The sequence below is a fragment of the Candidatus Nanopelagicus hibericus genome (assembly GCF_002288005.1).
Classification (GTDB): domain Bacteria; phylum Actinomycetota; class Actinomycetes; order Nanopelagicales; family Nanopelagicaceae; genus Nanopelagicus; species Nanopelagicus hibericus.
This window is the reverse complement of the sequence record NZ_CP016771.1, coordinates 590250-612257: the sequence shown is the minus strand read 5'-3', so window position 1 is coordinate 612257 and position 22008 is coordinate 590250. Positions and strand designations below refer to the sequence as shown.

Genomic DNA, 22008 nt, shown 5'->3' with positions numbered 1-22008 from the left:
TCAATTCCAACCCAACGCACTTACTATTCGATCAATACTTGTTCCTAAACCGTGCTCCTCTTTTAGTGCCGATATCTTCTCCATTGATTTAGGTTTACCTGGGAGATCTATGCTCATTTGGGGCAGAGCAATATCGGTGGCGCAACTTACTAATTTGTACGCTATTGCAGCATAATCTTTGCTCGCAAGAAGTTTTTTACACAAATTTGGAGTTAAACGCTCATCTCCAGCTGCTGCAGCTTTCATTACCTCACTTAGGGTGGAAAATTGATTAGCAATATTGGCAGCCCCTTTTTCACCAATTCCCCTGATACCTGGTAGTCCATCAGATGAGTCCCCGCGAATCATGGCAAATAATCCGTATCGCTCCCCCGGTATCTCATACTTCTTACTAATCCATTGCAGATCAACCAAATCGTGATTAGAAATACCTTTTGCCAGATAAATCACTTTTACATCTTTTTGATCATCAACTAATTGAAATAGATCTCGGTCTCCAGTAACAATACGAATAGGGCCTTTTTGTTTAGTACTAAAAGTTGCTATTAAATCATCAGCTTCATAATCATCAACTCCTAGAACCGCAATCCCTAGTGCATCTAACACCTCTAGCAAAATGGGAATTTGAGGCCCAAGTGTGTCTGGCTCCTCCTCTTCACCCTCCTCATCTAATCGATTTAGTTTGTAATCAGGAAACAGCTCGACCCTCCATGATGGGCGCCAATCACCCTCCAAACAAGCAACCAATCTTTTTGGCTGATACTTAACCAACAATCGAGATGTCATATCGAGGTAGCCGCGAATCGCATTGACTGGCTCACCTTTTGGCGAAAGTAATGTGTCTGGCATACCAAAATATGCCCGATACCAAAGCGATGCACTATCCAAAAGCATTAATGTCATACAGCCGCTCCGGCGTAGGTAATAACCCCACGATCAATCTTTGTCAGCGATTGATCGATAATGGGTTGTAATTGCGGCGCTGCAGCTCTTAACTGGCGCAGCAAATCAATTATTTGCTTCATTGACCTAACGAAATCGCCCACAGTCAAATCACTTCCTTTCAAAATGGAGGTGAGTGATTGACCAGCCGCCCATTTTTGTGAAGCCCAACAGAAACCGAAATCGGGTGCTCGCATCGGCTCTAAATTTAATTCACTCTCCGCCTCATGTATTTTTGCATAAATTTTGGAAATCGATGCTAATGCAACTGCAACCTCTCCACGGGGAACTTTAGCCGCTTCTTCATTTCTTGACTCATAAACATAGGTAGAAACAACCGCGACAAGGTCAGCAGGTGTGAGAGTATTTAAAATGCCAGCTTGTACAGTCTCAGCAACAAGCAAATCAGTTTCACCATATATCTTTGCCAACATTTTTCCTGATTTAGCAATTTCATCAGCTTTTATATATCCAAACTTGTCAAGAATAACCTTAATCAAATCAAATCTCTTCGCGATAACATTTGTGCGAGAGTTAATGCGCTCGGTCAGTCCATCAATTTCTCGCTGTAGCCTCTGAGCTCGTTCTGCAAATCTGGAGTGATTCTCTCGATCTGGACAACTGTGACAAGCATGATTCTTTAGAAGTTTGCGAATGTTTCCAATCTCTTCCTCGATTTCATGCCGCTTACGTTTGCTTCGCTTGTTATCACTCTCCAACTTCTTAATTTGAGATCGCATCTCTGAGTACTGCATAAAATCTCCAAGATGGCATTTTGCCTGCTGATATAACTCATCCCGCAATTTTTCATTCTTGCGTATTTGCTTCGCAAGACCTACTACCGCTTTGTCGGCTTGAAACTGGGCTAGTGAGGATTCCAAGGAGGTTCTAGCTCTTTCGGATCCAAATTGTGAGATTAGATTAATACTCATATTGTATGTTGGCTTGAAAGAACTCTTCAGTGGATAAGTTCTAGTTGAGGCTAAACCACCAACAGAGGTAGAGTCCAAATCGTTATTCCAAAGAATTACCGCATTGCCCTCAATATCAATGCCTCGGCGACCGGCTCTTCCAGTCAATTGTGTGTACTCACCTGGTGAGATTGCCACATGAGCCTCACCGTTCCATTTGCTCAATTTCTCTAGAACTACTGTTCGCGCTGGCATATTAATTCCGAGTGCCAAGGTTTCTGTCGCAAACACAGCCTTTACATATCCTTTTTGAAATAACTCCTCAACAGTCACTTTAAAAGCTGGTAGTAATCCAGCGTGATGGGCAGCAATCCCACGTTCTAACGCATCAGCCCATTCATAATATCCAAGAACTACTAAATCCTCCTCCGCTAAATTCTTGATATTTCTAGCTATCACTGATCGGATTTCAGATCTCTCTTCAGTGTTGGTTAATTTAATTCCAGCGGCAAGACACTGCCTAACAGCTGCATCGCAATTGTTTCTAGAAAAAATGAAAGTAATTGCCGGCAGCAGATTTTCACGATCAAGTTTTTCAATAATCTCAGATCTAGATAGGGGTTTTGGACCTTTCGGCCGATCGCGCCAATTTCCACGAACTTGACGATAAGTATCGCGTTCTAACCGGGTTAACTCAGGATTGAGTTTTTGATTTTCTCCAAATAGATCCAATAAGCGATTACCAAAAAGTACATGCTGATAAAGTGGAACTGGCCTTATTTCACTTACAATAACCTCGGTCTCTCCTCTAACTGTCTGCAACCATTCACCAAACTCTTCAGCATTTGATACAGTCGCTGAAAGTGAAATGATCTGTACTGCATCTGAGAGGTGAATCAATATCTCCTCCCAAACGGCGCCACGAAACTTATCGGCAAGGTAATGCACCTCATCCATAACCACATACTTGAGATCATTAATTGTTTGTGAATTGGAATAAATCATATTTCTCAATATTTCCGTAGTCATAACTACTATTTGCGCTTCAGAATTTACTGAAGTGTCACCAGTAAGCAGGCCTATTCGATCCTCACCGTATTTAGCAACAAGTTCGGTGTATTTTTGATTACTAAGGGCTTTAATCGGTGTCGTATAAAAGCATTTGCCACCTGAATTTATGACTAAATCAACAGCAAATTCACCAACAATTGTTTTACCTGCACCGGTTGGTGCAGCAACTAATACCCCTTTACCACTTTCTAATGCATGACAGGCATCAATCTGAAACTGGTCTAGTTCAAAAGGAAAACCTTCCGAGAATTTGCGGGTTTTAGGAAACTTCCCCGCCTGCTTACTCTTTGCGTAGCTTTCTGAAGGTGAAAGCGTCACAATGAGTGCCAAGTACTTAATGCACCTTTAACATTACTGATTTCGATCGGTAGCTCTGCGATATATTCACCATCTGCATAGGCACTTCCGGGTGCAGAAATTTTTACATTACTGCCTCGAAGGACATCTACCTTTGGATGAAAAATATGTTTACCAGTGAACACCTTTGGAAATATAGTAAGCAAAACTATTTTGGAAACGGGACTCACAACTAAGATATCAAAGACGCCATCGGTATTTGATGCTCCAGGGCATATGCGCATTCCCCCACCATATGTTGGACCATTTGCAACTGATACAAGCATTGCTTTCCGCGAGACCACCTCACCATCAATCTCAACCTTATAAGGAAGCGCCTTAAACTTGGAAAGAATAAGCAGCATGGCAATTGTGTATTTTGATTTACCTCGAAGCCAGGTGATTCGATTCGCTAATGAATTTACTTTGGCGTCAAAACCGGTGCTTAGTACTTGCACATACCATTTTGTTCCGTGATTAGTTTTAATACTGCCAAGGTCGATCCTGCTTGGCATCTGTTGTGTGAGTATTTGAAATATCTGCTTGACTGTTTTCCCATGAAATCCAATTGATCTTGCAAAATCATTACCGGTTCCGGCTGGAATGACGGCTAGAGAAATGCTTGAATCAGCGACTTGCTGTAAACAAAGATTTACTAAACCATCACCTCCTACCGCAACCACTGTGCCAAATTCTCTACTTGATATCGCCATTTCTAACGATTTTTTTGTTTGTAGTAGATCAGGAAAATCAATTAATTGGAAACCAATATTGTTCAACTTGAGCAGAAAACTTAACTCTTGCGCAAGCTCTGATCCTTTATGTTTACCACTTGTTGGATTTACAACTAAGAGCCACATTACAAAGCTTCAGGTTTTTCAATATCAGTGGATTGAATCTGATCATCGGAATTTCTCTTTCGACGTTTATCAATTAGCAAGGCGAAGATTCCGCTTCCAAAATAAAGAATACATAAGGGTATTGCCAGCACTATCATCGTTACCGGATCAGGCGTAGGGGTGAAAATGGCAGTAAATAAGAAGCAGATAAAAACAGCAACTCGCCACGGCCTCAAAATAGCGGCGCCTGACAAAACTCCCAAGAGATTTAATGCCACCAAAAATAATGGCAAAACGAATGCAATGCCGAATATGAGAATTAAACGTAGAACGAAATCCAGGTATTCATCAAACCTCACCAAATTACCAAGATTATTTGGTGTGAACCCAAGCAGTACATCAACCGCGTGCGGCAAAATAAGGTAAGCAAGATAAGAGCCGGAAGCAAACAAAGGAGATGCTATCGCTGCAAATATAATTGCAACTCGACGTTCCCGCTTGTGCAGTGCCGGTGTGATGAATGCCCAAAGCTGGTAGATCCATACCGGAGCAGAAAAAATCACTCCCGAGAGCAAAGCGATTTTGACTTGCAAATTAAATGGACCCAAAATCCCATTTACATACAAATCTCCGCATTGCTCATTACTGGGCAAACTAGACTTTTCTAAATCACAAAATGGCAACGTGAGTATTCTGATTATGGGCTGATACAAAATCCAACCAACGATCGCACCCAATCCAATTGCCAACACTGACTTGAGCATTCGATCTCGAAACTCACGAACATGTTCTAGCAGTGGCATCTTGTCGCCACGGCGTTTACTCATATGAGCTATTTTTCAGAACTTGAGTCTGGTTTTTTATCCCGCTTATTATCGTCTTCATTCATTTCATGAACCTCGCTTTTAAAAATACGGAGCGATCTACCAAGTGCTCGAGCAGAATCCGGCAATCTTTTCGCCCCAAAAAGAACTAAAAAAACCACCGCTAAAACAAGAATGTGCCAAGGTTTAAATGCGTTCATACCCAAATACTACACTAAGCCAATTTAGCCCTAGTACAAGGCGAGTAAATCTCCTGCTGTTTCTTTAATCTCAATGACAAGGGATTCTGGCGAAATAACCGTAATACCAGGTGCATTACTTAAAACTGCTCGCATAATCCATTCAAGATTGCTCACCTGCAAATGTACCCTGGTTGATTTCCCCCGCTCCTCCATCGCGGTGATTATCGAAGAATTTCGTTCAATAAAACTTTGGTTTTCCCGTTGGATATCTAAGATCACAGTTGTTTCAACCGGTGCTGCAACAGACTTTTTCACATTAGCTGGGGCGCCGATTTCACACTCCTTAATCAGCTCAACCTTGAATACTCGATCAGAATCAATGTTAATATCCATTGCTAACAAATATAGGCTTCCATTTAGAAAATATAATTTCTCCGGCAAAACTAGACGATTAGTAACTTGATCCTTAATTAATGAGTGGTACTGCAGATTTAATACACGTTGTTGGGAAATAGCCTTCGATATGATCTCAAAAAAAGGGACCTGACTTACATCTCCAGCCATTAAAATTGAATTACTACCACCCAATTTTGCAACCTTTTCCGATAGTTTCTTTAATTTAGAAGTAGCAGTCGGGTTCATTTGATTTATGTCTATCAACATCTTCAACCCCAGCGCTATTACGACAATCTCATTACTCGAAAAATTCCGTGGTCTATTTAAAACCTGTGGATCGATTACCGAAACAATCCCATCTTCAAATGCAACATCAATCAAGTCGTAAGGTGTGTAACCCGGAAGGCCACACATGAAAACAAGTTGAAGATCGCTCTTAATTTGCTCCTGTGTGACTGAAAATTTTTCAGCTAATTCCGCGATTGATACCCCTGGATTTTCTAAAACGAATGGGATTAAGTCCATACTGCGAAGTGCTCTTATAGCTGCAGTTTCAACCATTTGCCAACACCTGTAATCGAGATTTAATCTCTAATCGTAATTTTTCTGGCTTTTCAACCAACACATTTGGGCCATACCAGAGAATTGTTTGAATGATCTCTTGATCAAATCCATATTCAATATCCATCTGATCCCATTCATCGTCAATTTCTATTACCGAATACTTACTCCTAAGTGCATGTCCCTGATTTTTGCGCACGCGTAAAACTGCGACTTCTTTTTTTTCTAATCGTGATTTCGCAAGAAAAATTGCTAGATCAAATTCTGCGGGCTTTATAAAGGCAAATTCCTTGCCAATTTTGCTTAACTTTCCTTCAATCCGCTGCATCTTAAAAGACTTAATGTCCTCCTTTTCCTTGGCAACTAGGTACCAAAAGCCATCTTGGAGATAAAGCCCATAGGGTTGAACATTTCGTTCACTGCCTTTGTATTGGAAGTTAAGGCCGTATCGCTTTTCCACAGAATCAAAAGCGGTGGATAAGGTTTTAGAGTTCTCGGTATCACTAATGACAGGCAGATTTACTGCATCCGATTCAATTGGGCCACTTAATGATTGGATTTTCAGTAAGGCAGCCTTGGAGTTGGCCTGTAATGCAGAGTTATGCCAAAGATTTACAGACATAGTTAGATACAGCAACTCTTCATTTTCGAACTGGTTGACATCTAGTTGAAAAGTTTCACTTCTAATTAAATAACCTAGGTCATCTTCAAATAACGGATCAAGCCCACCCACCTCAATCTCGATGCCCAATTCGCGCAACTCATCTTTGTCTCTTTCAAACATTCGTTCCATGGTTTCAGGAGTGCCGGTATAACCAGCTACAGTGGTAAAAATCTCAGCTTTTGTTAAATATTTTTTCGTCGCAAGCAAGGCGAGGGTCAAGTTAATCAGCCGCTCAGTTTTCTGCGCACTCATAGGCATAGGCTAGCGATTACGAAAATCTTTGCTACGATTAGATGTGCGAAAATCTTCCAAATTTGCCTTGTTGGTTGCGCCAATACTGCTGTTAACAGCCTGTACAACTGACGGAGGGGTAGAGCCAATGATAAATGAGGGTCAAAATTCATCTTCTGCACTTCCACAAGTCACTGGAGATAAGGGCAAAAAACCAACTATTGGAACACCATCTGGTACTCCCCCAACCACGTTGCAGAAGCAAGATATTTATCTTGGCACCGGTAAAGAAGCGTTAGCAAACTCCACCCTTGAGGTTCATTACACATTAGTAACTTGGAGTGCTGGACAGATTGCTGACTCCTCATGGGAGCGCGGTCAGAGTGCAACATTTCCTTTAAGTGGTGTTATAGCTGGTTGGCAAGAGGGAATTCCTGGAATGAAAGAGGGCGGACGAAGGTTGTTAGTCATTCCCCCGGATTTAGGTTACGGCGCTCAAGGAGCTGGTGGTGCTATAGGCCCAAATGAAACTTTGGTTTTTGTTGTAGATCTAATTGCTGTCTCTTAATTACTCAATAACTCCGTAAGAACCCTTTGATGGCCGGCGACGGCGTTGCAGGACCGGAACACCAGATGCCACTCGTCTCGTAAAAATCAAAAATCCTGTGTGACCAATAATTCGATGCTGCGGCCTGACCGCTAAACCCTCATGATGCCAACCACGAACAATCGTTTCACTGGACTCTGGTTCAGTGAAATTTCCGTTCTCTTTTATCGCTTCAGCTATTTTTGACAATTGAGTTGTAGTAGCAACATAAGAAATCAATACTCCTCCGGGAACCAAGGCCTGCGCCGCTGTTTCCACGCACTCCCAGGGTGAGAGCATGTCTAGCACCACTCGATCATAATCATTGTCTAGCTTTTGCTCCTGCAATGCTCCAACTGTTAACACCCAGTTCTTAGGCAAGTTGCCAAAGTAATTCTGCACATTTTCCTGAGAGATTTTGGCGAAATCTTCTCTAATTTCAACAGAATGTAAATGACCACTTTCACCAACAGCACGTAAGATTGAAATACTTAAGGCACCTGAACCTACACCGGCCTCTAAAACCCGAATTCCAGGTTTAATATCTGCGATCCCAATTATCATCGCGGCATCTTTGGGATAAACGATAGTTGCACCTCTGGGCATTGAAAGCACATAATCTGCAAGGAGTGGTCTAAAAGCTTGGAATTTCAATTCACCACTTGTTGCAACGATTGATCCCTCAGGTAAACCAATCAGATCATCATGTTTCAATACACCCTTATGTGTGTGCCACTCCGAACCTGGATTCAAAGTTAACGAATAAAGCTTTCCTTTTGAATCTGTTAACTGAACTCGATCTCCATTTTTAAAACTACGGTCCATCATTTGGATACGACTTTACTGTTTAAGTTGGGGTACCAAGAAATTATCTGTTGGATGTCAATCTGAGCAAGTGAATCAATGACTCTTAGCTTTGGGTCAGATGGCATTGTGACCAGATGTGGAATCCCCACCACCTGTGCCCCAGATCGCAATGCAGATTCAACGCCAGTTAATGAATCTTCAAATACCACGCATTGAGTAATATCAACTGCTAATCTCTCTGCGGCAAATAAATATGGCGCAGGATCAGGTTTAGTTTTAACCACATCATCGCATGAGATGGTTGCGCCGAAAATATCTTTAGGAAATCTAGTTAGCACTGATCTCATTAACCTGCCGGTACTAGCAGTTACCAGCGCTGTCGGAATCGAAAGATTTTGACACTGAATTAGTAGATTTAAGGCATTGGGCAATAATTCCAATTTTTCAGCAAGTTTAATCTCCATTACCTCTTCAAGCCTTGTTCCAAAATATCCATATGGTTTCACATTTTTACTTCGTTCCTGCATGTATTTTTCAGTTCGGTCCATCGGGCCGCCTAAACAATTGATTTGATCATCTTGGTCCCATTTACAACCAACCTCAGCCATAACCTCAATTTCAGCCTCTAACCAAATGGGTTCAGAATCAATAAGTGTGCCATCCATATCAAAAAGAATTGCACTCATGAGGCGTTGAAGTACTTAGCTTCTGGGTGGTGTAAGACGATGGAGGAGGTTGATTGCTCTGGATGTAGTTGGAACTCTTCAGAGAGAGAAACACCAATTCTTGCCGGTTCCAATAAGTCACATAGTTGAACCTGTTGCTCAAGATCTGGACAAGCTGGGTAGCCAAAAGAGTACCTAGAACCTTGATAACCTTGATCGAAAATCTCTTTCAAATCTTTCGAATCGGCTTGATTTATTGCAAGCTCTTCTCGAGTTCTAGCATGCCAATGTTCGGTTAACGACTCGGTTAATTGAACAGAAAGACCGTGTAACTCTAGATACTCTCGATAGAGATTCTCTTTAAACAACTTATTTATCGCTTCACTAATTGACTGGCCCATTGTGATTATTTGAAAACTCACAACATCAACTTCTCCCGAATCCTTATTACGAAAGAAATCCGCTAAACACAACCTGCGATCTCGACTTTGTCGAGGAAAAGTGAACCTTACCCGCTCCTTACCTTTCAATTCGCCCTCATGATGCAAAATTACTAAATCATTATTTTCGCTGTAACAAGGGTAATATCCGTATACAACCGCAGCATTAAGCCATCCTTTTGACTGAACATCATTGATTAGGGATCTAAGCTGAGGGCGGCCTTTATCATTTGCCATAGTTTCAAAATCTTCGCCCTTCAAACCCCATTGGCCAAGAAAAAGTGCTCGCTCATCTAACATGCCAACATAATCAGCAAGTGCAATGCCCTTTACAACTCTAGAACCCAAAAATGGTGCAGCAGGAATCGGATTACTCGCTGAGACATCACTGCGCTTAATATCTATAGAATCTGATTGATCACGATTAGTTTTGGCGGTTCTTCTTGGTTTTAATGGTGGCAAGGTAGCGCCAGGTACCCCCCGCTTAATTCCCATTAATGTTTCCATTAACTTCAATCCTTCAAAAGCATCTTTGGCGTATCGAACAGTGCCACTAAATTGTTCACTTAAATCCTGCTCAACAAAGGAGCGGGTGAGTGCCGCTCCACCTAAAACCACTGGCCACTTACTACCTAGTCCTCTGGAATCCAATTCCTGAAGATTTTCCTTCATGATAACCGTTGATTTAACCAAAAGACCAGACATACCAATTACATCAACGCTATTTTCATTAGCTGCATCAATGATCTGATTTACTGTCTGCTTAATACCGATATTAACAGTTTCATATCCATTATTGGACAAAATAATATCTACTAGATTCTTTCCAATATCATGAACATCTCCTTTGACTGTAGCAAGCAATATTTTGCCTCTACCCTGATCATCTGTTTTCTCAATGAAAGGTTCTAGAAAAGCTACTGCGGATTTCATTACCTCAGCTGACTGCAAAACAAAGGGCAGTTGCATCTCACCTTTCCCGAATAACTCACCGACCGTCTTCATGCCTGCGAGCAAATAATCATTAATAATTACCAGCGCAGTCAAACCTGATTCCATGGCAGTTTTTAAATCTTCATCTAGGCCCACTTTTTCACCATCTATGATTCTGCGTTGCAATCTCTCCTGCATCGGCAGGGCCGCCAATTCAGCAGCTCGGCTTTCTTTAGTAGTCGTTACTTGCACATTTGCAAATAAATCCAAAAACTTCGTTAGCGGATCATAGGTAGTGTTACCAGACTCATCTGTTTTTCGGCGGTCATAAATGAGATCAAGTGCAACTTCAAGTTGTTCTTGGGGAATTCTGTTTATTGGAGTTATTTTGGAGGGGTGAACTATTGCAGAGTCCAAACCATTTTTTACCGCTTCAGCCAAAAATACTGAGTTAAGCACAGTTCTTGCGGCAGGATTTAAACCGAAGGAAACATTGCTCACTCCTAAGGTTGTTTGAACCGCTGGGAACTCCGCCTTCAATCTCTTTATTGCCTCGATAGTTTGTAGGCCATCACGCCTAGTTTCTTCCTGGCCGGTTGCGATCGGGAAAGTGAGGCAATCAATCAAAATATCTTCAACTCGCATCCCCCATTTTTTTGTAAGATCATTAATCAAACGACGTGCTACTTTCAGTTTCCACTCTGCATCTCGTGCCTGTCCTTCTTCGTCAATTGTTAACGCAATTACCGCGGCACCATGTTCAACAACCAAGGGCATAATTCGTGCAAATCTTGATGTAGGGCCATCACCATCCTCATAATTTACAGAGTTAATCACTGAACGCCCACCAAGCTGTTTTAGTCCCGCCTCCAATACTGCTGGCTCGGTTGAATCCAAAACAATTGGTAGCGTCGAAGTAGTAGCAAAACGGAATGCCAGTTCCTTCATATCTGCCACGCCGTCTCGACCAACGTAATCAACTGACAGATCGAGCATATGCGCTCCATCTCTAATCTGATCTCTAGCTATTTCAACACAACTTTGCCAATCTTCGGCGAGCAATGCATCTTTGAATGCGCGAGATCCATTGGCATTTGTTCGTTCTCCAATAGAAAGATAGGTATTTTGTTGTCGAAATGGCGCAAACTGATACAAAGATGATGCACCAAATTCTTGATTGATCTCACGCTCTATCAACGCCAATCCATTTACCGCCTCTACTACTGCTTTCATATGCTCTGGAGTTGTCCCACAACAGCCACCAATTAAATTTACTTTATAATCAGTAACAAATTGCTTCAGCGATTTAGCTAATTCAGACGGGGTCAACGGATAGTGAGCACCACCATCGCCGAGAATTGGCAAGCCGGCATTAGGCATTACGGACAAACCAATCGAAGCACCTTTACTTAAAACTCGAAGATGTTCACTCATCTCTGCTGGACCAGTGGCGCAATTTAATCCAATTAGATCAATGCCAATTGGTTCTAGTGCATTTAACGCGGCTCCAATTTCAGAGCCCATCAACATCGTGCCATTGGTTTCAATTGTCACCTGCGCAATAAGCACAATATCCTTTTTAGATTCTGCTATGGCGGTTCGCGCACCATTTGTAGCAGCTTTAGCTTGCAGTAAGTCTTGAGTAGTTTCGATTAAAAGTGCATCGCAACCACCTTTTATCAAACCATCTGAGGCAGTCTTATAAGCATCCTTTAATAAGTCATAAGTTGTATGTCCCAATGTTGGCAGTTTTGTCCCGGGACCAAGGGAACCTAGTACCCACCTTGGTTTATCCTTTGTAGAAAATTGGTCCGCAACCTCTCTGGCTATCTTTGCCCCAGCCAATGCCAATTCGTATATCCGATCTTCAATTCCATACTCAGCTAGATTGGCAAAATTTGCGCCAAATGTATTGGTTTCAATCGCATCAACACCAACCTCCAGATATTTGCTGTGAACCAATTTCACGATATCAGGCCTTGTGACATTGAGAATCTCATTGCATCCTTCATGATTTTGAAAATCCGCCAAGCTGGGATTTTGGGCTTGCAACATTGTTCCCATAGCGCCATCTGCTATTACTACACGCTTAGATAGTGCATTTCGCAGAGAATTCATTTGGCTTAGTTTACTGCAATTAATCAGGCTAAATCATTGATTTATAGTGCTAAACCTAACAATGAATCGATGCCACGAGATACTAAGCCACTTTGATTAACTGAACCAGAATTTATGGATTGCTCAGACCAAGATATCAATCGCTTTAAGGCAGATGGGGTATCGAGGTTATTTGCGAGGTCATTGATGATCCCATTAATCAAATTCTCTGCGTCACAAACCTCACTGCGTGCAAGGGATTTTCGAACAGTTTCAATTTGCATTTTGGACTCTTGCAGCAAATCTTCATTCCATTCGCGATCCTGTTGATAATGACCTTGCAGCAGGGCCCACCGAATCAACATTGGATCTGTGCCAGCGCTGAGCAATTTCGAAACAAAAACCAAGTTTCCCTTGGATTTACTCATTTTTTCACCATCAAAACCAATCATGGCTGCGTGAATGAAATACTTCGCAAACTCTCTTCCGTAAGCAGCTTTTACGATTTGGGCACTCATGAAATGATGTGGAAATATCAAATCAGATCCACCACCTTGCAGGTGCAATATTGGATCATTTGAATCCTTATCTAAATAGTGACAAGCAATTGCTGTGCATTCAACATGCCAACCTGGTCGACCATAGCCAAAACTGCTTTCCCAACCTGGTTCACCAGCGGTATTAGCACTCCACACCAATGGGTCCAATGGATGCCTTTTTTCTTTACGATTTGGATCACCACCACGTTCAGCGAATATTCTTATGGCGTCGTCGGCTGGAATTGGTAAACCAGATAGAAATTTCTCGACCGAAAAGTAGTGATCACCGGATATTTGATACAAATATCCATTCTTATCCAATCTCTTGATAAACCCCTCGATGACAGGAATTGATTCAGTAACCTTCACCAAATTTGTTGGTGGAAGTATTCGTAAAGCTGACATGTCTGATTTAAATAATTCGGTTTGAGTATCAGCCAGGTTGCGCCAGCTTGAATTATCTCGCCTTGCTCGTTCCAGCAATGGATCATCAATATCGGTAACATTTTCAATAAAATTGACCTTAGCTCCAGCAAAAATTTGATACCGATTTATCAAATCAAATGCAAGATAGGTTGCAGCGTGACCTAGATGAGTTGCATCGTATGGTGTTATCCCACATACATACATTCGAAATTCACTGGGGGCAGATATGGTGACTAAGCCTTTATTTGAATCAAAGAGGTTTAAGGCTGGGAATTTGAAACCAGTAAAAATTGGCAGGGAGTTACGAGGCCAACTATTCATATCTAATTATCTCGCATTAGACCGGAGGCCAAGGCACTGCAGGCCACTCTGCACTAGGTAATGGAAACTTCCCCAAAGCCTTCAATCCATCGATGCGAGATTTTAGTGCCGAAATCTCCTGGCCAGTGAGATATGGCGCAAAATGTGAATCTAGATCCAGCAGAGCTAGTGCATTTAATAATTCAAATTCATCCTCTGTAAAGGGCTGCTCTGCAAATTGCCAGATCACTGTGCGCAATTTGTCTTCGCTATGGAAGCAAACACCATGGTCACAGCCTTTAAGGGAGCCTTCATTATTAATCAATAAATGACCAAATTTTCGATCGGTATTATTTATGATTGCATCAAATAATGCCATTCTACGAAGTTGACTATCTGTACCCTGCCCGTAATCAACCACATCAATATTTTCGTCTACCTCTACCCACTCCTGCACCATTCCGAAACCAAATGGACCATTTCGTAACACAGTAAAAGGCACCAAGTTAAAATTACCAAGATCGCTTAATAAAAAAGCTGCATACTCCCGATGAGCTAAACTGCCATCTGGAAAATCCCACAATGGACGCTCACCCGCTACTGGTTTATATATCACTTGAATTTTCGGATCAGAATCTTTGATCTGGGCTAATAATGTGGCATTTGATGCATCAACTAATCGGCCAACCACAACCATCTCGCCATTTGTTATCAAATCCAAAGTTGCTCTCATCTGCGATATCCATTTGCCCTAGGACAAAGGTGACCAAGTGGATCTACTGGTAGTGCGCAAAATGGGCAAGCAGCTCTGCCAGCATTTACTATTCGTTTGGCTCTTTCACAAAAACCCCTGATCTGATTAATTCTGAGCGTGGCAATTATCAAGTCTGGACCAAAATCAACATCATCTAAAATTAGTTCATCATCCTCGGTGGCTGCCTGAATATTTACCACGACTAAATTCTCTTCCCAGCTAATACTGATTACACCAACCCTAAAATCCTCTTCAATGGGTAGCTCCATAGGATCGTTATCCTCAGTTGGCGTCAGATTAATTTCATCTAACGAGGCCATTTTTCCACGACGAAGTTCTCTTATCAGCTCTTCAAATCTTTCAGTTAGTGCCATAACCTGAGTTTTCTCAAGAGTTACAGCATTGATTCCAACTTCTGACTTAATTTGTAGGAAAAATTGGCGCTGACCCGGTTCGCCTATTGCGCTGACAATAAATCGTGTGGCCGGCTGGTGGCGATAGACAATCCTTGGCACTACTTCTGCCACCATTTTTTAAGATTCTTAAGAGAATTGCCACCACCAAGGTGATTTGCTTTGAACCCAGTCAGATCAGTTGGAGTTAATTTATAATTCATTTGCAAAATCGTATTACGTTTATTTCCAAGGCTAATAGTGGTGATTGAGGCTGGTTCGGCTATAAAACTTTGAAATCTATCGATAGGTAAGTCAAGGCAGGTGGCAATAAACATCTTAATAATGTCGCCATGAGTTACTAGTAAAAATGGACCTTTTTGAGTTGATAAGTCATCTAATACCGATTGAACGCGCTTTCGCATTCCCTTGAAGCTCTCCCCTTGCGGAAAGGTGAATGCAGAAGGCTTTGTTTGAACAGTTTTCCAGCGACGATCTCGAGCCAGAGTGGCCAATTTTCGACCAGACCAAAGGCCATAATCCATTTCAATAATCCGCGGTTCAAATTCAAACTTCATTTTTGGATTGCTGATCATGAAGGGGTCAATAGTTTGAAGACAGCGTTTGAGTGGGCTACAGAAAACTTTTTCGAACTTAATGCTTCCCAGGTAGGAAGTCAGCGAGTTTGCTTGTTTTTGGCCAACTTTTGATAATGCCACCGTATCGTCTTGGCCTGCCAATATCCCTTTCAAGTTGGCCACGGATTGGCCATGACGCAGAAGATAGAGGATCGGCATTTGGCAAGGTTACCGATCTTTTCTACCTCTTGTTGCTAACCTGCCAGCCATGGAACGCCGCAAATTAGGTGGAGTATCAATCTCCCGTCTTGGTCTTGGCACAATGACATGGGGCAGAGACACCGATGAGAATGAGGCTGCGCAGCAGTTACAGGAGTTTGTTGAAGCTGGCGGAAATCTAATTGATACTGCGGCAGTTTATGGCGATGGCGATGCCGAACGTGTTTTAGGTGGTTTCATTGGCGCATTGGTTAAACGAGACCAGTTGTTTATTGCCACTAAAGCCGGTGTTTCATTTAAAGATGGCAACAGGCAGGTAAACAACTCTCGCAATGAATTAATCTCAGATCTTGATAAATCATTATCCCGATTAAACATCGATTATATTGACCTTTGGCAGATACATCACTGGGATGCAACTACCCCACTGGAGGAAACACTATCCGCTTTAGATTATGCAACTAGTTCTGGGAAAGTACGTTATGTAAGTGTGTGTAACTTTAATGGATGGCAATTAGCACGTGCTACTACATTACAGAATCCGATATTTGGTAAAGCAGCTATTACATCTGCACAAAATGAATACTCCTTATTAAATCGCAAAGCTGAAGATGAGGTAATTCCAGCAACTGGTGCACTAAATCTTGGATTTCTTGCTTGGTCACCACTTGGGCGTGGAGTCCTAACTGGCAAATATCGTGGCGGTGTGCCCTCCGACTCCAGAGGTGCCTCTCCGCACTTTGCAAATTTTGTGGATCCATATTTATCGGAGCGAGCAAAAAAGATCGTTGAATGCGTATGTGTTGTAGCCGAGGGACTAGGTTATTCACCTCTTGAGGTTGCACTTGCATGGGTGAGAGATGCACCCGGCGTTACTAGTGCTTTAATCGGCGCCAGAACTGGCGCTCAATTGCGAGGGATTTTAACTGTCGAACAAATCAGCTTGCCAGAGACGATGCGACAAGTGCTAAATGAAGTTTCAATTAACTAAATTATTAAACGTTATCCAGAAAGTCATAGAGAACTCGAACGCCAAACTTTAATCCATCGATGGGTACCCGCTCATCGACTCCGTGAAAAAGAGCAAAAAAATCAAGATCTGCCGGCAATCGCAATGGTGAAAATCCATACCCGATGATCCCGACATCATTTAAAGCCTTATTGTCGGTGCCACCGCTCATAAGATAAGGAACAGGTATGCCACTTGGATCTTCGACATTAATTGCCTTACACATTGCTTCAACTAGCGGTCCCGCAAAATCTACCTCTAATGCGATATCCCGCACCAATACCTCTACTTCAATCTCATCTCCCGCCAATTTCTTTAGCGTTTCTTGAAGTTGATTTTCATGACCAGGTAAAAATCTGCCGTCAATAACTGCACTAGCACTTTGTGGGATGACGTTCGCCTTATACCCAGCTTCAAGCATTGTCGGGTTAGCCGTATTGGTAATAGTTGCACCAATCATTCTTGCTGCTGCCCCAAGGTGATGCAGTAATGGTTTAACATTTTTTGAATCATACTTATCTCCGGTCAACTCTGCTATTTTGCGGAAAAACTTATTATTGGTTTTAGTCTCTAACTCAGGCCATTCATGATTACCAATTCGCGCGACTGCATTTGATAATTTTGTCACTGCATTATCCCTATTTACAAAAGATCCATGACCAGCGGTGCCTTTAGCGGTTAGCTTTAACCATTGAATTCCTTTTTGAGCAGCTTCGATCAAATAGAGTCGATTATCACCCGTGATTGTGACGGAAAATCCACCAACTTCAGAAATCGCTTCGCTGTATCCTTTAAATAATTCTGGTCGATTTTTCACCATCCAACGAGATCCAAAATTTGATCCTGCCTCTTCATCCGCAAAAAAGATGAGTAAAATATTGCGTGGAGGCTTGTAGCCGATTCGCTGCCACATTCTTACAGTAGCTAGCATCATCGCGTCCATATCCTTCATGTCAACCGCTCCGCGACCCCAAATAAAACCATCCTTAATAATTCCGCCAAAGGGATCAACCGACCAATCTTCAGCTTTAGCTGGAACAACATCGATATGTCCGTGTAAAACTAAACCTGGCCTGGACTGATCTGCCCCGGCAATCTTTGCAACCACGTTCACACGGTTCGGAGCACTAACTATTGATTCAGTTTCTATCCCTAATTCGGATAATCGTTTAACCACATATTCGGCCATCGCTTTTTCATCACCACGACCTTCGCCATGATTCACACTTGGTATCCTGATCATTTCCTGGCAGAAAAGGATGGTTTCATCCTCAAGTTCACTGATCTGCTGAGGAGTTAGCTTCATGGATGTATTCTCCTACATAAGTTGAATTTCCATCGAATTCAGATAGAAGTTAAAATACTGATTAGGTCCGGGTGGCGGAATTGGCAGACGCGCTAGCTTGAGGTGTTAGTGCCCGTAAGGGCTTAGGGGTTCAACTCCCCTCCTGGACACCATCAGATTATCAACAAAACAATAGGATTCGCAGATGGTGGTCACAACGCAAGGGTTAATTCGAATCATCCCAGATTTTCCATCCCCAGGAATAATTTTTAAGGATATAACACCGCTACTTGCAGATAAAGAAGTTTTTGCGCAGTGTTGCAAAGAAATTGCGTCGCTGGCACAAGAGTGTGACTATATTGCCGGAATAGAAGCACGGGGTTTCATATTTGCGGCGGCAGCAGCTGTTATGGGCAATAAAGGATTTATACCAATTCGTAAATTAGGAAAATTGCCAGGTGAAACTATTTCGAAAAGCTATGAACTCGAATACGCAACAGCCACTCTTGAAATCCATGCAAATTTAATTCCGCAAGGCAAAAGGGTATTGGTGGTCGATGACGTTCTAGCAACCGGTGGAACCGCTCTTGCGGCTGTTGAATTAATCATCGCCGCAAATTTGACGCCTACGGGGGTTGTTTGCCTCTTAGATATTCCTGCGTTAGGTGGCAAATCACGAATTAATGAAGCCCATCCTGATCTACAAATCCAAACATTATTGGCAGAATGAGCACATGGCTGAGCTAATTTATTATTGCGGAACAATGGATAGCGGTAAGTCAACGCTTGCGCTGCAAACTGCACACAATCATCGCTCACGTGGACGTGAAGGAGTCATCTTCACCAGCAAGGATCGTGCCGGTAAAGGTTTAATTTCATCCAGACTAGGTTTACAAATCGAGGCATTAGAGGTTGATGCTGATTTGAATATACACAAATTAATTGTGGAGCGATTATCAATTGGCGGTCGGATAACTTTTATAATCTGCGATGAAGCCCAGTTTTATACTCCCGAGCAGATTGAACAGTTGGCGAAGATAGTTGATGGCCTCGGAATAGATGTTTACGCCTTCGGAATTCTCTCTGATTTTAGGACAAAACTGTTCCCTGGAAGCGCTCGGTTGGTTGAATTAGCTGATCGCGTACAAAATTTACAAGTAGAGGCACTTTGTTGGTGCGGTGAAAGAGCAACTCATAACGCTCGTATTATTGATGGCAAAATGGTGACTGAAGGCGAGCAGGTAGTTGTTGGTGATGTGAGTACCGCATCGACAGTTGCATATGAGGTTTTGTGCCGTCGCCATCACATGCGCAATGTGACCTCAAGAGTTTCAAATCCAGCAACAGACCAATCCTTACCATTTAATGGATCGGAACGATGAAGGCCCAGGGCTATGTGGTTCACTCAGCTGGTGCACTGTTAGAACCTTTTGAGTTTGATCGACGCGAATTAAGACCACGAGATGTTGGGTTAGAGATTTTATACTCCGGTATTTGCCACTCCGACATACACCAAGCTCGAGAAGAGTGGGATCCAGCAATTTTTCCAATGGTGCCTGGCCATGAAATTGTAGGCAAAGTAACTGAGATTGGATCGCAAGTAAGTAAGTTCAAGGTTGGCGAATTAATTGGCGTTGGGGTATTCATCGACTCCTGTCGCAACTGCTCAAGTTGTCTATCCGGCCTTGAGCAATATTGCTTGGAGGAGATGACTGGCACCTACAATGCAAAGGAGCGAGATGGCAAAACAATCGCTTTTGGTGGCTACTCAAATAGATTTGTAATCGATGAAGATTACGCAGTCCATGTACCGACAAACCTAGAACTCTCTGGCGTCGCACCACTTATGTGTGCTGGAATAACGCTTTACTCACCACTTAAGCATTGGCAAGCTGGCCCTGGCAAGAAAGTAGCCATTATGGGACTTGGTGGATTAGGACATATGGGAGTTAAGTTTGCTCATGCGCTAGGAGCTGAAACAACTGTATTCTCTCACTCCGCTGAGAAAGAGCAAGACGCCAAAGCAATGGGCGCGGATCATTTTGTGATCACAAGTGACGTTGATGTCCTTAAGAAATATCAAAGAAATTTTGATCTAATTTTAAATACTGTATCCGCACAGATTGATTTAGAGCCTTATTTGCAATCCCTGAAATTGGATGGCACTTTGGTAGTAATTGGTTTGCCAGGTAAACCCTACGCAGTCAAAGCCGGAACATTGCTCGGACAACGCAGATCTTTGGCTGGATCGATGATTGGTGGGATAAGAGAGCTACAAGAAATGTTGTATTTCTGTGGTGAACACAATATTTTATGTGATGTTGAGGTTATTGCCGCAGATTACATCAACCAAGCCTACGATCGAACAGTTGCTAGCGATGTTAAATACCGGTTTGTGATTGACGCGAAAACCTTTTAAATAAATTGCTTAGCGAGTAATGCCAACAATGGAGCTATTGCCAAAGCTGGTAGAAGATTTGCAACTGCAATCTCCCGAATTCTAAGTAAACGAAGTGATATACCGATTAGCAACACTCCTCCCACAGTTGTCATAGCTGCTATTTGATATGGCGCCAAGATGGCGCCAAGGAATAAACCAATCGCTGTCCAAAAAAATTGATAAATACCAACTGGCAAGCAAGAAAGTGCTACTCCCCAACCTAGTGAGGCCGCAAAAGCAATCGAGGTAAATCCGTCCAATGTGCTCTTAAGCACCAACTGATCGATACCAGTTCCCATCCCATCGGAGATACTTCCTAAGATTGCCAGAGGACCGATCGCAAATATCAATGAAGCAGAAACAAACCCCTCAACAAAATTTGAACCGCCTTGTGGGCTGAATCTTGTCTTTAATTTTTTACCCAAATTTTCCAAGGCATCTTCTATCTTGAGCCACGAACCAATTAAAGCTCCTGCAAGTAAAGAAAAAATCACAACCAATATCGCACCGCCATTTGGCAGAGATTTCGTCAGAGAGGGGTCCCAATATGCGGTGAGGGCATCAGCTGCAGAGATCACAGTTATACAGCCCAACACATCAGTGATGAGATTCCTTAATTTCTCATTTAATTTTTTTCCAACCAATATTCCTATAAGTGAACCTATTATTATGGTTGAGATGTTTAAAGCTGTTCCAATTCCAGGAAACATTTAGGTAAACCTTAAAAAAGATAATACGCCAAATACCAAACAATATACCGCGAACGGATATAGGGTTTTAGTTTTAAACCAGCGAACTAAAAAAGTTACGCTGATATAGGTAGCAATAAAAGATATTATTGATCCAACGAAAATTTGCCCAAGTAATTCATTAGCTTTTGTCGTGAAAAGTTCAGGCAATTTCACTATTGAAGCCCCAACTATTACTGGGAGTGAAAGTAAAAATGCAAAATCCGATGCTACGGAATGATTTAGCTTGCGCAGCAAGCCAGCACTCATAGTTACGCCAAATCTGCTGATACCAGCAAATAGTGCCAAGCTTTGACCAAAACCGATCGCTACCGCAGTTTTCACACTTACTCGCCTATCTATCTCTGAATCTGAGTCTTGTAACTCCTGGGCAACATCACGCCGAGATAACCGTTCTGCAGTTATCAGTAGAAGACCATTCAACACCAGGAATAGCGCCGAATATTGTGGTTTGCCAAAAATACTCTGGAAGTAATCCCCAAATGCTAAACCCAAAAATCCAACTGGTATCGTGGCAATAACTATGTAACCCAGTACCCGAAATGGAGTCGATTGATAATTTCTACTTGTGATTGCACGATAACTACCTGAGATTAATCTGACCCATCTTTTACGAAACACCAAAAACAAAGCCACAGAACTTGCTAAATGCATAGCAATTGTAATCAATAAATAGGCTTCGTTTTCATCACTTATAAAATCACGGAATGAGCCACCGATCCAAGCCGGAATGAGAATTGCATGACCAAGACTCGAAATTGGAAAAAGCTCTGTAATTCCTTGGATAAAACCAATTATGATCGCTTGACTGTAAGTAAAATCCAAAATGTAC

General features: G+C 42.2%; 23 protein-coding genes and 1 tRNA gene. 7 read left to right on the top strand and 17 right to left on the bottom strand.

The features are described from left to right. From B1s21160_RS03240 to B1s21160_RS03210, 7 genes are read right to left on the bottom strand one after another with little or no spacing between them, the layout of a single operon-like run. Complete coding sequence (locus tag B1s21160_RS03240; RefSeq protein WP_095672408.1) at window positions 1-903, bottom strand: 5'-3' exonuclease; 903 nt, start codon at window positions 901-903, stop codon at window positions 1-3. Further along, a complete protein-coding gene (locus B1s21160_RS03235; RefSeq protein WP_095672407.1) occupies window positions 900-3242 on the bottom strand; it encodes a DEAD/DEAH box helicase in 2343 nt (780 codons plus the stop codon). The genes B1s21160_RS03240 and B1s21160_RS03235 overlap by 4 nt, the downstream gene beginning before the upstream one ends. Further along, window positions 3239-4120, bottom strand: coding sequence for a diacylglycerol/lipid kinase family protein (locus tag B1s21160_RS03230; protein ID WP_095672406.1), 882 nt, complete (start codon window positions 4118-4120; stop codon window positions 3239-3241). The genes B1s21160_RS03235 and B1s21160_RS03230 overlap by 4 nt, the downstream gene beginning before the upstream one ends. After that, the gene (tatC, locus tag B1s21160_RS03225) at window positions 4120-4926 is read right to left on the bottom strand and encodes a twin-arginine translocase subunit TatC (protein ID WP_095672405.1); all 807 of its coding nucleotides are present in this window, start codon (window positions 4924-4926) and stop codon (window positions 4120-4122) included. The genes B1s21160_RS03230 and tatC overlap by 1 nt, the downstream gene beginning before the upstream one ends. Before the next feature lie 5 nt (window positions 4927-4931). Next, window positions 4932-5123, bottom strand: coding sequence for a Sec-independent protein translocase subunit TatA (gene tatA, locus B1s21160_RS03220; protein WP_095672404.1), 192 nt, complete (start codon window positions 5121-5123; stop codon window positions 4932-4934). Between the two features lie 30 nt (window positions 5124-5153). Continuing rightward, the gene (locus B1s21160_RS03215; RefSeq protein WP_095672403.1) at window positions 5154-6062 is read right to left on the bottom strand and encodes a helix-turn-helix transcriptional regulator; all 909 of its coding nucleotides are present in this window, start codon (window positions 6060-6062) and stop codon (window positions 5154-5156) included. Beyond that, window positions 6055-6978, bottom strand: a complete 924-nt coding sequence (locus B1s21160_RS03210) for a helix-turn-helix transcriptional regulator (protein ID WP_095672402.1) — start codon at window positions 6976-6978, stop codon at window positions 6055-6057. Before B1s21160_RS03210 ends, B1s21160_RS03215 begins: the two co-directional genes overlap by 8 nt. Before the next feature lie 127 nt (window positions 6979-7105). On the opposite strand from B1s21160_RS03210, the gene B1s21160_RS03205 reads away from it, so the two are divergent. Continuing rightward, on the top strand, window positions 7106-7525 hold the full coding sequence (locus B1s21160_RS03205) for an FKBP-type peptidyl-prolyl cis-trans isomerase (RefSeq protein ID WP_095672904.1): 420 nt from the start codon (window positions 7106-7108) through the stop codon (window positions 7523-7525). Here the strand turns inward: B1s21160_RS03205 and B1s21160_RS03200 are convergent, their stop codons facing one another. Genes B1s21160_RS03200 through B1s21160_RS03170 form a run of 7 tightly spaced genes read right to left on the bottom strand, consistent with a single transcriptional unit; the run spans window position 7526 to window position 15657 of the window. Next, window positions 7526-8371, bottom strand: a complete 846-nt coding sequence (locus B1s21160_RS03200; RefSeq protein WP_095672401.1) for a tRNA (adenine-N1)-methyltransferase — start codon at window positions 8369-8371, stop codon at window positions 7526-7528. It abuts the gene before it with no gap. Then, complete coding sequence (locus B1s21160_RS03195; protein WP_095672400.1) at window positions 8368-9036, bottom strand: HAD family hydrolase; 669 nt, start codon at window positions 9034-9036, stop codon at window positions 8368-8370. The genes B1s21160_RS03200 and B1s21160_RS03195 overlap by 4 nt, the downstream gene beginning before the upstream one ends. Next, complete coding sequence (gene metH, locus B1s21160_RS03190) at window positions 9033-12506, bottom strand: methionine synthase (protein WP_095672399.1); 3474 nt, start codon at window positions 12504-12506, stop codon at window positions 9033-9035. The genes B1s21160_RS03195 and metH overlap by 4 nt, the downstream gene beginning before the upstream one ends. A 41-nt stretch (window positions 12507-12547) precedes the next feature. Further along, the gene (locus B1s21160_RS03185; protein ID WP_095672398.1) at window positions 12548-13771 is read right to left on the bottom strand and encodes a class I tRNA ligase family protein; all 1224 of its coding nucleotides are present in this window, start codon (window positions 13769-13771) and stop codon (window positions 12548-12550) included. A gap of 16 nt (window positions 13772-13787) precedes the next feature. Beyond that, the gene (locus B1s21160_RS03180; protein WP_041888008.1) at window positions 13788-14483 is read right to left on the bottom strand and encodes an Rv2133c family protein; all 696 of its coding nucleotides are present in this window, start codon (window positions 14481-14483) and stop codon (window positions 13788-13790) included. Then, on the bottom strand, window positions 14480-15034 hold the full coding sequence (locus B1s21160_RS03175) for an Rv2134c family protein (protein WP_223297987.1): 555 nt from the start codon (window positions 15032-15034) through the stop codon (window positions 14480-14482). The genes B1s21160_RS03180 and B1s21160_RS03175 overlap by 4 nt, the downstream gene beginning before the upstream one ends. Beyond that, a complete protein-coding gene (locus B1s21160_RS03170; protein WP_236860959.1) occupies window positions 15019-15657 on the bottom strand; it encodes a histidine phosphatase family protein in 639 nt (212 codons plus the stop codon). Before B1s21160_RS03170 ends, B1s21160_RS03175 begins: the two co-directional genes overlap by 16 nt. On the opposite strand from B1s21160_RS03170, the gene B1s21160_RS06440 reads away from it, so the two are divergent. Next, entirely contained in the window at window positions 15609-15761 is a 153-nt protein-coding gene (locus B1s21160_RS06440) for a hypothetical protein (RefSeq protein WP_223297997.1), read from the top strand. The two genes, B1s21160_RS03170 and B1s21160_RS06440, sit on opposite strands and share 49 nt — an antisense overlap. Next, window positions 15743-16684, top strand: coding sequence for an aldo/keto reductase (locus B1s21160_RS03165; protein ID WP_041888005.1), 942 nt, complete (start codon window positions 15743-15745; stop codon window positions 16682-16684). Before B1s21160_RS06440 ends, B1s21160_RS03165 begins: the two co-directional genes overlap by 19 nt. Window positions 16685-16688: 4 nt before the next feature. Here B1s21160_RS03165 and B1s21160_RS03160 read toward each other — a convergent pair whose 3' ends face one another. Continuing rightward, window positions 16689-18008, bottom strand: coding sequence for a M20/M25/M40 family metallo-hydrolase (locus tag B1s21160_RS03160; protein ID WP_095672397.1), 1320 nt, complete (start codon window positions 18006-18008; stop codon window positions 16689-16691). Between the two features lie 65 nt (window positions 18009-18073). Between B1s21160_RS03160 and B1s21160_RS03155 the strand changes: the two genes are divergently transcribed. From B1s21160_RS03155 to B1s21160_RS03140, 4 genes are all read left to right on the top strand, one after another. Next, window positions 18074-18160: transfer RNA gene (locus B1s21160_RS03155), tRNA-Leu, on the top strand. A gap of 32 nt (window positions 18161-18192) precedes the next feature. After that, the gene (locus B1s21160_RS03150) at window positions 18193-18717 is read left to right on the top strand and encodes an adenine phosphoribosyltransferase (RefSeq protein WP_041888001.1); all 525 of its coding nucleotides are present in this window, start codon (window positions 18193-18195) and stop codon (window positions 18715-18717) included. 4 nt (window positions 18718-18721) lie between these two features. Further along, window positions 18722-19369, top strand: coding sequence for a thymidine kinase (locus tag B1s21160_RS03145; protein ID WP_041887999.1), 648 nt, complete (start codon window positions 18722-18724; stop codon window positions 19367-19369). Further along, window positions 19366-20406 (top strand): NAD(P)-dependent alcohol dehydrogenase, encoded by a 1041-nt coding sequence (locus B1s21160_RS03140; protein ID WP_095672396.1) that lies wholly within the window; start codon window positions 19366-19368, stop codon window positions 20404-20406. The genes B1s21160_RS03145 and B1s21160_RS03140 overlap by 4 nt, the downstream gene beginning before the upstream one ends. On the opposite strand, the gene B1s21160_RS03135 is transcribed toward B1s21160_RS03140, so the two are convergent. Next, complete coding sequence (locus tag B1s21160_RS03135) at window positions 20403-21137, bottom strand: DUF554 domain-containing protein (protein WP_041887995.1); 735 nt, start codon at window positions 21135-21137, stop codon at window positions 20403-20405. The genes B1s21160_RS03140 and B1s21160_RS03135 overlap by 4 nt on opposite strands. Then, a complete protein-coding gene (locus B1s21160_RS03130; protein WP_095672395.1) occupies window positions 21138-22001 on the bottom strand; it encodes an undecaprenyl-diphosphate phosphatase in 864 nt (287 codons plus the stop codon). It abuts the gene before it with no gap. Window positions 22002-22008: the final 7 nt, after the last annotated feature.